At 59.5% G+C, this 9095-nt stretch carries 19 protein-coding genes; 12 read left to right on the top strand and 7 right to left on the bottom strand.

Annotated features, from left to right (window positions below):
- The first annotated feature begins 6 nt into the window (after positions 1–6).
- A complete protein-coding gene (locus DXY33_RS10195) occupies positions 7–891 on the top strand; it encodes an LOG family protein (protein ID WP_244276011.1) in 885 nt (294 codons plus the stop codon).
- Positions 892–909: 18 nt separating this feature from the next.
- On the opposite strand, the gene DXY33_RS12505 is transcribed toward DXY33_RS10195, so the two are convergent.
- The 3 genes from DXY33_RS12505 to DXY33_RS10180 all read right to left on the bottom strand — a co-directional run bounded on the left by DXY33_RS12505 (position 910) and on the right by DXY33_RS10180 (position 1586).
- Complete coding sequence (locus tag DXY33_RS12505) at positions 910–1077, bottom strand: hypothetical protein (protein ID WP_170951026.1); 168 nt, start codon at positions 1075–1077, stop codon at positions 910–912.
- A 103-nt stretch (positions 1078–1180) separates the two neighbouring features.
- The gene (locus tag DXY33_RS12500; RefSeq protein WP_206749603.1) at positions 1181–1357 is read right to left on the bottom strand and encodes a hypothetical protein; all 177 of its coding nucleotides are present in this window, start codon (positions 1355–1357) and stop codon (positions 1181–1183) included.
- A 49-nt stretch (positions 1358–1406) separates the two neighbouring features.
- Positions 1407–1586 (bottom strand): hypothetical protein, encoded by a 180-nt coding sequence (locus tag DXY33_RS10180; protein WP_114989333.1) that lies wholly within the window; start codon positions 1584–1586, stop codon positions 1407–1409.
- A 197-nt stretch (positions 1587–1783) separates the two neighbouring features.
- Between DXY33_RS10180 and DXY33_RS12495 the strand changes: the two genes are divergently transcribed.
- Positions 1784–1954 carry a hypothetical protein gene (locus tag DXY33_RS12495; RefSeq protein WP_170951025.1) on the top strand — a complete coding sequence of 57 codons (171 nt, stop codon included), beginning with the start codon at positions 1784–1786 and terminating at the stop codon, positions 1952–1954.
- A gap of 297 nt (positions 1955–2251) precedes the next feature.
- Here the strand turns inward: DXY33_RS12495 and DXY33_RS10175 are convergent, their stop codons facing one another.
- Positions 2252–2479, bottom strand: a complete 228-nt coding sequence (locus DXY33_RS10175) for a hypothetical protein (protein ID WP_115132757.1) — start codon at positions 2477–2479, stop codon at positions 2252–2254.
- Between the two features lie 197 nt (positions 2480–2676).
- Here DXY33_RS10175 and DXY33_RS10170 point away from each other — a divergent pair, with 197 nt between their 5' ends.
- The 9 genes from DXY33_RS10170 to DXY33_RS10135 all read left to right on the top strand — a co-directional run bounded on the left by DXY33_RS10170 (position 2677) and on the right by DXY33_RS10135 (position 6567).
- Positions 2677–2862, top strand: coding sequence for a hypothetical protein (locus tag DXY33_RS10170; protein ID WP_115132756.1), 186 nt, complete (start codon positions 2677–2679; stop codon positions 2860–2862).
- Between the two features lie 25 nt (positions 2863–2887).
- Positions 2888–3349, top strand: a complete 462-nt coding sequence (locus tag DXY33_RS12750) for a DNA-binding response regulator (protein WP_244276009.1) — start codon at positions 2888–2890, stop codon at positions 3347–3349.
- A 39-nt stretch (positions 3350–3388) separates the two neighbouring features.
- Positions 3389–3598, top strand: a complete 210-nt coding sequence (locus DXY33_RS12745; RefSeq protein WP_244276007.1) for a response regulator transcription factor — start codon at positions 3389–3391, stop codon at positions 3596–3598.
- A 102-nt stretch (positions 3599–3700) separates the two neighbouring features.
- Positions 3701–3934: a hypothetical protein gene (locus tag DXY33_RS10160; protein WP_115132755.1), complete on the top strand. Its 234-nt coding sequence runs from the start codon at positions 3701–3703 to the stop codon at positions 3932–3934.
- A gap of 175 nt (positions 3935–4109) precedes the next feature.
- The gene (locus DXY33_RS10155) at positions 4110–4979 is read left to right on the top strand and encodes a phycobilisome rod-core linker polypeptide (protein ID WP_115132754.1); all 870 of its coding nucleotides are present in this window, start codon (positions 4110–4112) and stop codon (positions 4977–4979) included.
- Positions 4980–5111: 132 nt separating this feature from the next.
- A complete protein-coding gene (locus tag DXY33_RS10150) occupies positions 5112–5351 on the top strand; it encodes a hypothetical protein (protein WP_115132753.1) in 240 nt (79 codons plus the stop codon).
- Positions 5352–5389: 38 nt separating this feature from the next.
- Positions 5390–5998 carry a hypothetical protein gene (locus DXY33_RS10145; RefSeq protein ID WP_115132752.1) on the top strand — a complete coding sequence of 203 codons (609 nt, stop codon included), beginning with the start codon at positions 5390–5392 and terminating at the stop codon, positions 5996–5998.
- Between the two features lie 12 nt (positions 5999–6010).
- On the top strand, positions 6011–6235 hold the full coding sequence (locus DXY33_RS10140) for a hypothetical protein (RefSeq protein ID WP_115132751.1): 225 nt from the start codon (positions 6011–6013) through the stop codon (positions 6233–6235).
- Positions 6236–6300: 65 nt separating this feature from the next.
- A complete protein-coding gene (locus DXY33_RS10135; RefSeq protein WP_115132750.1) occupies positions 6301–6567 on the top strand; it encodes a hypothetical protein in 267 nt (88 codons plus the stop codon).
- On the opposite strand, the gene DXY33_RS10130 is transcribed toward DXY33_RS10135, so the two are convergent.
- Entirely contained in the window at positions 6549–7787 is a 1239-nt protein-coding gene (locus DXY33_RS10130) for a cytochrome P450 (RefSeq protein ID WP_115132749.1), read from the bottom strand. The genes DXY33_RS10135 and DXY33_RS10130 overlap by 19 nt on opposite strands.
- A 200-nt stretch (positions 7788–7987) precedes the next feature.
- Here DXY33_RS10130 and DXY33_RS12865 point away from each other — a divergent pair, with 200 nt between their 5' ends.
- A complete protein-coding gene (locus tag DXY33_RS12865) occupies positions 7988–8116 on the top strand; it encodes a hypothetical protein (RefSeq protein WP_256377200.1) in 129 nt (42 codons plus the stop codon).
- A gap of 18 nt (positions 8117–8134) precedes the next feature.
- Here the strand turns inward: DXY33_RS12865 and DXY33_RS10120 are convergent, their stop codons facing one another.
- Together DXY33_RS10120 and DXY33_RS10115 are read right to left on the bottom strand one after the other, a co-directional pair.
- On the bottom strand, positions 8135–8590 hold the full coding sequence (locus DXY33_RS10120; protein ID WP_115132748.1) for a lipocalin-like domain-containing protein: 456 nt from the start codon (positions 8588–8590) through the stop codon (positions 8135–8137).
- Positions 8591–8714: 124 nt separating this feature from the next.
- On the bottom strand, positions 8715–8924 hold the full coding sequence (locus DXY33_RS10115) for a DUF1651 domain-containing protein (RefSeq protein ID WP_244276005.1): 210 nt from the start codon (positions 8922–8924) through the stop codon (positions 8715–8717).
- Between the last annotated feature and the right edge of the window lie 171 nt (positions 8925–9095).

Raw genomic sequence — 9095 nt, 5'->3', positions numbered from 1 at the left:
GAACACATGACCCAATTCCCAAGTACTGCATCACCTGAGCAAGCCAACCTGGATGCGATTCTGACGTCCCCCACCTACAGAATTGCCCATGAAGATCAAGACCTTCTGAACAGCAACGACATGCGTGGTGTGCGCATGCTGCTTGAAATCACCAAGCCGGATCTGCATCTGGAAACAGCAGGGATCGAATCGACGATCATTGTTTTTGGTGGCGCCAGGATTGTCGACAAAGACACCGCAGCAGCGAAGCTGGCGCAAGCCGAGCAACGGCTCAGTGAAAATCCAGGCTCATCGGCGTTGCAGAGGCAAGTCGTCCATTCGCAACAGCTCGTGGAGTTGTCTCGTTTTTACGATGCAGCTCGGGAATTCGCCTCATTGGCATCGCAGCACGGGCAGTGCAACAGGGAACAACCCCACGATTGCTCATCCCATGTGATCGTGACCGGTGGCGGCCCGGGAATCATGGAAGCCGCCAACCGGGGCGCCTTTGAGGCCGGCTGTCGCTCGATCGGTCTGAACATCACCCTGCCGTTTGAACAACATCCCAATCCCTACATCACCCCGGATCTTTGCTTCAAGTTCAACTACTTCTCACTGCGCAAATTCCATTTTGTGATGCGCTCGATTGGCGCCATCCTCTTTCCGGGTGGCTTCGGCACGCTGGATGAATTGTTTGAGCTGCTCACCCTGCGGCAAGTGGGCACCAAAGGCAGCATGCCCATTGTTCTGTTTGGCACAGAGTTCTGGCGAAGGCTGGTGGATTTCGACTACCTCGCCGAGACGGGCTTGATTTCAGATGACGACCTCGATCTGATTCATTTCTCAGACTCAGCGGAAGAGGCCTGGGATTTCATCCGCAGCCGAACGCAGGCCGACTCCCAGGCGAGCTGAGCATGCCCAGCTGCCCGATCAAGCGGATGGCTGGTTGTGCTGGCGCAGTTTCTTGAGTTGATCCTCGATCTGAAAGCGCAGCTGCCTCAGGTTTTCAACATTGATCTGGTGTTCGCCAGAACTCCAGTGCTGCGGGTTGGCGACACGGATCTCCAGTTCGCGCAGGCGGGAGCGATCAGATTGCATGGCGAACTCCACGGCAGGATCAAGTCTGTTGCCGCAGCTGCCGCCACTACATGAGTTTTTCTACTGGGTAAGGGAAAACGACTGATTTGCTTCGGAAGTGGGCTCAGATGGAACCTGATTCGAGAAGTTGGTCCATCAAGGCCGCATAGAGCTGGGTCTTCATGTTCAACAGGCAGGCCTGTTCGTTGGCATCACCACCGGGCCAGTTGGCGTAGGCCTCCGATACAGCCCGGTGCAGAAGACGCAAGGCATCCATTTCCACCGAGATGGTGGTGATCATTTGGTTGTCTTCCATCGTTGTTAGTTGTGAGCAACGAAATCAGCTGACTTCAGAGGCCCTGGGACTGCTGGCGCACGATCCAGGCTGAGGCGGCTTGCTGTTGTTTCCAGGCCACCAAGAGGTCTTTGGCAATGCTTTTCAGAGCCGCAAGATCATCCGAGTTGTCGATCTCTCTTGAGAATTTCTCGATTTCAAATTTCTGGCCCAGAGTCAACGCGATGGGTTCCATTGGCTTGTGGCTTTGTGAGCGGAACGTACCCGAGAACTTTTGAGGCTGCAAATGGAAAACGTAGTAGTTGCAACCGATTTGAGGAAAGAATGCTCAACTCAATGCATTGCTTGCATTACAGAACATTTCTGAATGCCGCTGATCACTCGGATCGCAAAGGCTTATGGCCTTAGAAAGCATGTACAGGCCTGGAGCTGATGCATTTCTCCTGGGAAAAACATCTGGAATTGTCCAGGAATGTAGCTGTTGCCTCAGACGAAAATCAGGGCATGGCTCTTGCCCTAATGGGTGTTGCTCTCACCATGTTGGCCACCGATCTTCTGGCCCATGAGTTGCAGGCCTCAGCCTTGCCATCCTCTAGGGCTTGATTCAGAGAAAGTCCATTTCGTCTTCATTGTTGTCGTCTTCCCTCGATTGAATCCAAAGGGCTGAGAGCGGAAAGATGAAGCAACCGGCAATCAGGAATTCCATGGGCTTTGGAATTGGCTGAAGTCACGATCAGCTGAATTCCATCGAGAAGCTGTATCAACCGCTGTAGTGCTCCTTGAATTTGGTTGCCGATCAATCCGTTTAATCGTGTTGAGTGTTTGTGCTTAATCAGCCGATGCTGATCAAGGTGACACCGGCCACAAACAGCAGAACAGACAACACCAGCAAGCCACTGTTCATCGGTTGCTGGCGCGTTTGATTGATTCCATTCCCCGGCGAGCAGCCTGGCGCCCCAGCCCCACCGCTGCTTTGGCGGTGCTTTGGATCAGATCCTTGGCGGTGCTGCGAACACGGCGGGGGCTGCGTTGCATGGCATCGGGCCAGGATCCTTCTGGCCAGCGCGGCACACGGCGGCCAACACGGTCACCGAGTTGAAGCAGGGATCGACGCAGCCGGCTGGCCACAGCTTTGAAGCAACAGCATCAGTGTGCTGGCTCTCTATTGATGCTGTTGTGCCAAATGACACGAAGGGGGTCTGGCGCCTACTTCGTTGCTCTAAAACCCTCAGTTGAGGGATATGGCTACACAGATGGCACTCTCAACTGAGGGATGTGGAATCCATTGGCGTGTTGCTCAATAAAAGAGCGCGCCGCCGGTTTGCATGTCTCCTCTGTATGACCTGATTCTTCAGCGGAAGGGCGAGCTGCAGACTGAAACAGTGCAGGTGGCGGATGCCGCCCAGGCCTGGCGCCTGGGGCGTGAGCGCTATCCCCACTGTATCCGCGGCGTTGTGCGTCGCGAAGGTGGGCGTGATGGCTCCGCAGCTGAGCCATCCAAACGCCGCTAAAAGAGGGGCATCCGAAAGGCGTGGGATGGAGCTGCGGCTTGAGTCGCGCGCGCTAAATGAAGCCGTCGAGGCGACGGCGCAGTTTTTCAAGACCCAGCGGGTGGTGGCCTGCTGTGGTGATGGACTCACCCTCGCTTGCCTTTGTCTCGCCGAGCCGATCCGCCGCGCCGTGGTTGGTGCCGCCACCACTGAAGACGAAGGCTTTGAGCTGGTGCTGCGCCACAAGCCGAGCCTGCTGATCTCCACGTCTGATCTGGAGACCGGCTACGGCATGAACCTGCTGCGGCGGGTGAAGGCGGAGCTGCCCACCTGTCAGCTGTTGATCGTGCTGGTGCGCGAAACCCAGGCCGTGGTGCAGGAGGCGATGCAGGCCTATGCCGATGCGGTGATCTTCAAATCAAGCCTCGGCACCGGTAAGGGTGATTTCGTGCAAGCCCTCCAGACCCTCTCTGAAGGCGGGGTGTATCTCCCCGAAGAGATTCGCTAGCTCGGTGCGGCTGAAGCTCCGAACCCGAACCTGCCGCCGTTGATTGAAGAGCTCACCGAGCGGGAACTGGAGGTGGTGGCAGGCGTCGCTCGCGGCCTCACCAACCAGGGCATCGGCAGCAGCCTCGGCATCTCGGCGGTAACGGTGAAGACCCACGTGGTGAACGCCAAAGACAAGCTGGGTGCCGCTGATCGCACCCAATTGGCGGTGATGGCGTTGCTCTACGGATTGATCGATCCCCTCGGCTGAGTCCTGGGGCTGTTCGATGATTGCCTGTTCGGTGATCACGGTCGTGATCGTGCTTCGGTGGCCAACGCTCGCTCCATAGGGTCTCGGCGTTGCTTGTCTTTGATGTCCGAGGAAACCACCAATCAGCAGTCCTGCGGCAGCAAGAAGCGGGCGATGCTCGCCTATGGCCTGGTTCAGATCTCCGCCCCCGTGGTGTCGGCCGTGTCATTGGCGGCCATTGCCCTTGGCCTCTGTGCCGTGAAGCAGGAGAGCCGTCTGTTCAACGGCTGCGTCGAAACCGTTGTGGCCGAGGGCCGCTCCCAAGCCGAAGCCGTGCGCTACTGCAACGGCGGCTGATTCCGTCAGACCTTCAGTTCTGATCTGGCTTCTCAGTCATTTCAAGTTGTGGCGATCGCGCTGCAGTCAGCGGCTTTGATTGCGCCATGTAACGCTCACTTTGAACTATTTATAAGTTCATCAGCGCGCGTGAAGTCATCGCCATAACTTGAACTGAATTTCATTGGTCTTTCGGATGCCAGCTCTGAAGTACAAGCGGGATTTCACCCACGATCAGCGGGTGTCCTTCGCGTTTGCGAACTCCGCGACTGCCACCAAGAGCGCCAGCTCCAACGCCGGCAAAGCTGCATCCAGCAACGCTGAATACAAGCAGAATCAATGCGCCTCGATGGGCATCGGCATGGGTCCTCGGATCCATGAGGTCTGCCCCTTCGGAGCGGTGAACCACTCCTATGCAGCCACCGGCAGCTCGGCCCTGGAAACCGCCATCGCCGCGGCCTACAAGCAGGTGTTCGGCAACATCGGCATCGCCGACAGCCAGCGTCTCACCTCCCTGGAAGCCTTCCTCTGTGATGGCCGCATCAACGTGCAGGGCTTCATGGGCGGCCTGGTCAAATCCGACCTCTATAAGCAGAAGTTCTTCCACGCCGTGTCGCCCATGCGCGGCATTGAGCTCACCACCAAGCACCTGCTGGGTCGTCCTCCGGTAAGTCAGCAGGAAATCAGCGCTGGCATCCAGCTGATTGCTGACCAGGGCTTCGATGCCTTCGTCGATAGCCTCACCCACTCTGAGGAGTACCTCGAGACCTTCGGCACCGACACGGTTCCCTACCTGCGAGGCTTCAAGTCGGAAGCCCGGGCTGCCTGCTCCACTTTCGTGGGCATGGCTGATATCACCCCGGCCAACGCCAGTGCCGAGCACGTGATGTACACCGGCCCTCTGCTGGTGAAGCGCCTCACCAAAGACCTCAGCGGCTTCACTGCTGGCGGCGGTGCCTTCTCCGGCGATGGCAGCGGCTTCTCCTACACCAACGCCGTTAAGAACGCCCGCAACAGCGCCTACCGCCGCATGTATGGCGGCAAGTTCAACTACGGCAGCTATTGATCCTCTGCCTCAGGCAGCGATCAACAGATCAATGAACGGCAGGAGGGGCAACCTCCTGCTTTTTCATGAGTATTGCTACCCATTGAGAATGATCCCCATTCCCGTATGGTCGTCGCACCCTTTGCTTTGTGAATGCGCTATTTCGGGCTATTGGTGCACGAAAGCGGCCAAGTAACGCCGCTCTTTGCTACCGAAGTCCTCGAAGTTGCCGTCTCTAAATTCTTTCAATGCTGTTTGAGAGCGGGATACAAGCCCACTGATGTTCATCTGCGCCTGATCAAATCGGCTTCGCCAAAATTTCCTTCGGAGATCTGTCTGGATAAAAACCTGTTGGTGTCGGGCTACAACCTGCAGGTGGAGAACTACCAATAAGCCATGACATCTTGGGGATTGCCCCCGCCTGATGCTTCGTGGCCAGCCCCGCCGACGCCGACGCCAATCTCAAGCGGGCCCTCGAGCAGCTCAACGAGAACGAGGCGGCTGTGGCCGAGGCGATCAATGAAGCCCGCGCTGAGTACGCCCGCAATGAACCGCCCCTCACCGGGGCGGCCCTGCTCGAGCGCGTCGATCAGCTGGCCAGCCAGCGGTCCCTCGACAGCCAGGACGCCGCGATTCTCTGCCACTGGCCCGATGCCGCCTCGATCGGCCAGGCCTGGTTTGAGCTCAAGCACCCGGGCAAGAGCGTGCCCAGCCCGATGCTCGTGCTCGACGCTTACCTCGTTGGCGCCCCATCCTTTCTGAGCAAGGCCCAGCGGGATCTGGTGGGCGACTGGTATCGCAGCAAGGTGAGCGCCAACCCCGAGTACACCGATGCCGTCACCGGAGCAGCCAAGGCCTTCGTGCTGATCGGTGATCTCAATGCCAGTGCCGCCGGCATGGCCTGGCAGACGATCATTCCCGATCTGCTCGAGCAGGGGCACGATCTGGAGTTCAAAGTCACCAAGGAACAGGTGACGGCGGCGGCGGCCCGTTGGATTGTTGCGGTGGCCGACACCTTCACGCCACCATCGCTGGATTGACGCGAGCGATCGATGGGGCTGCAGCTGGTTTCCGCCGACTACCTCTACGAGGACGGCATCACTTACCGGATCCGCCGCGACAGCCTCGAGCAGGACTTCACGATTGAGGAGAAGCGCGATGGCGCCTGGGTGGATTGCGGCCTGGATCAGGCGGTGAAGGATGTGAACTTCGCTGAGTTCAAGCGCCTCGGCCTGCTGATCAAGAAGGTGATGGATGCCGATCAGTGGCTGGCCTGAACGACCCTGAATCGCAGCTGCAGTCCGGCCGCGCCAGGATGTAACGAATTCGTTACACGTTTCTCATGACCGTCGGGGAAATCTTCCTGGAGAGCCTTTCCACCGGGGTGATCACCGAGCACGAGGTGGACTGGCTGGCCTCCCACCAGACCAGCTTTGATCGGCCCGAGGAGGCCGCTGCCATCCGGCTTGGACGGCTGATGGACCAGGGCCAGATCAACCTCGGCTGCCGCTTGCCGGAGCCGATGCTGCGTCACCAGGAGGTGCTTGTGGACTGGATCGAACCCCTCGGACGTCGTCGTCGCAGTAACCATCACCGCGCGGTGGCCTGAACCAGTAGCCCGTCCTTGGGTGTGGGGCTGGGGATCAGTTGCAGCGCCAGGTCTTGATCCGGCTGCAGCTGCAGCTCCACCGCCTGCAGCAGCCCCACCGCCATCAGGCGGATCTCCAGTTCCGCCAGGGCCTTGCCCAAGCAGATCCGTTCGCCGCCGCCAAAGGGCAGCAGGGTCTGCTTGAACGAGCCATCCAGGTGGCGTTGCGGCCGGAATGCCGCCAGATCGTCGTCATCGCCATCCGACGTCGGGCTCAGCACCACCTGAATCACGCTCCCTTCAGGAACGGACACCCCCGCCAGCTCGATCGGCGCCAGGCTGCGCCGGAAAAAGCCACCCACTGGTGGCGTCAGCCGCATCACCTCCAGCACCGTTGCGTCCAACCGCGGTGATGCCGCCTCGCTCGCCAACCCATCGCGCAACCAGCTCTCCACCTCGGGGTTGAGCAGCAACGCCCGGAACAGGCAGCTCAGCGATGAGGCTGTTGTCTCGTAGCCGGCGAACAGCAACAGCAGCAGCTGTTCGGCCAGGTCGTCATCGTCCAAAGGAATGCCGGCTTCATCCAGGCCGCCGCTCAGCAGATCAAGTCCGCCCTGGTTGGTGCCCGCCTGGAGCACGGCTTTGATCCGCTTCAGCAGCCGTTGGCGTGCCGCCATCGCCTTGGCGAAGGGGGTGCCGGGAATTGCCAGCGGAATTGAGAACAGGGCCTGGGTCCAGATCTCGAAGTCGGCGAACAGGGCATCACGGCTGGTGCTATCCAGCCCCAGCACCGTGGTGGCGATCACGGCAAAGGCGAAGCGCCGCATCCGTGCCGCCAGCGGCAACGCTGAGGTGGTGGTGATCAGCTCCTGGCTGAGCTCCGCCACCATCTGCTCGATCGACGGGGTGTAGCGCACCAGTGCTGCGCTGGAGAACAGCTGCCCCACCACCCGGCGCCGGGCTTTATGGCCCGGCCCGCTGCGGTTGGCCAGCGATCGACTGCCCAGCAGTTGCCGAACGCTTTCGGGCCACCAGCCCTCCAAGGCATCCCCCTGCCCCAGCAGGTCGCCGATGGCCTGTTCGCCGCGGATGAACACCATCCGCCTGGCCAGCAGCTTGGTTTCGAACACATCGCCGTGGGTCTCAAAGCGCCGCTGGGCGAAATCCGCCTGGGTGAAGAAGGCCAGGGTTTCCCCCAGTCCGCTCACGGCGTCTGTGCTGGGGAGGGGGGTGGTGGCCATCGCAGCTCGGCGTGAGCTGACGTTCTAAGGCTGACAGTGCTGCAGACGCTGGCTATTTCAACGGGTGTGCTGCGCGTTCTCCGTGGAACTCAAGTCTTTGCTGAGCTCATCTGGTCAGCGCTGGCTTCTCGAAAACCGTTGCCGCCCAGAAGGCGCGCAACAGCAAACGCTGGGCTGTTGCGGGTTTTCTGTTCGGGCCGTTGGGTCTGATTGCTGCGGTTGGCATGCCGGACCGTCATCAGATCGTTTATCTGCGCTACCTGGCTGAGCAGCAGGGATACCAACCCCGCCACGCCTGTGGTGGCCAGAAGGGCGAGAGCGACGCCTGAGCCTTCGCCTCAACCGGTTCAGCGGCAGCGCTGAAAACGAACAATGCTGCGGGTGAGGCCTTTCTCGGGCCAGTTGGGCATCACCCGCCAGGGGGTGTGAACCGTGAGCACGTCACCGTCGATCGCGAAATAGCGGGTCTGTTCCGTGCCCACCCATTCCGGATTCCAGGCCACATCCACCTGGGTGATCCAACGGTCATCCTCGAGCCGGTAGGTGCCGGTGTAGGCGATCATGCTGCTCAGCAGGGCCGATCGCTCCTCGGCGTTGCTGCCCGGTTGGCGACCTTCCGCCGAAAGCATGAAGGAGAGACGACCCTCCGCCGTGAAGATCACATAGCCGCTGGGGTTGTCCCCCATCGGTGCGAACCTTTTGCCGTTGGCTTGTTCCTCAACGTCGTAGCTCAACAATTGCCACGCGCCATGAACGCTGGTGGAACTGATCGCATGGGCGGGCTGAACCGAACTGACGCTCACAACTGAATCTGTTCCTGAGCGGCAACCTATCGACCGTGATCTGGCTTTGACAGCCTGAAGCGAGGCATTACTGCGCAATTGATGCCATTGTTTGTTGAACCAGTAGCAACAACAACGAAAGTGATCAGCGGGCCGGAGCGCGGCAGGGTCGCCAGCCCCGTTTCACCATCACGTTCCAGGTGTCGATCGCGTTCTGATCCAGAACGCGGCGATGGCTGAGGGGTTGCGGTGGTTGGGGCGGGTCGTAGTGATACGTCCTGATTGAGACCCAGGCCGTGGTTTCTGAATTCAGTTCCAGCTTGAAATGCACCACCCGCTTTTGGGTTGTGTTCACCAACCATCCCCGTCCACCCTGGTCAGGGTGTGATTGGGATTTTGATTGGTGCTGAGAGTTGGCCATTTGAACGCATTCTCGAGGCCAACTGTTTGACGCCGAGGGCTTTGTCAAACCACCAACACAAGCTGCTCACACATGCTGATTTTTTGTTTTTCCAGCCGATCAACT

Source organism: Synechococcus sp. N26 (assembly GCF_900473975.1).
Classification (GTDB): domain Bacteria; phylum Cyanobacteriota; class Cyanobacteriia; order PCC-6307; family Cyanobiaceae; genus Parasynechococcus.
Note: the sequence above shows the minus strand (reverse complement) of the source record. Positions and strands in the feature narration are given on the sequence as shown.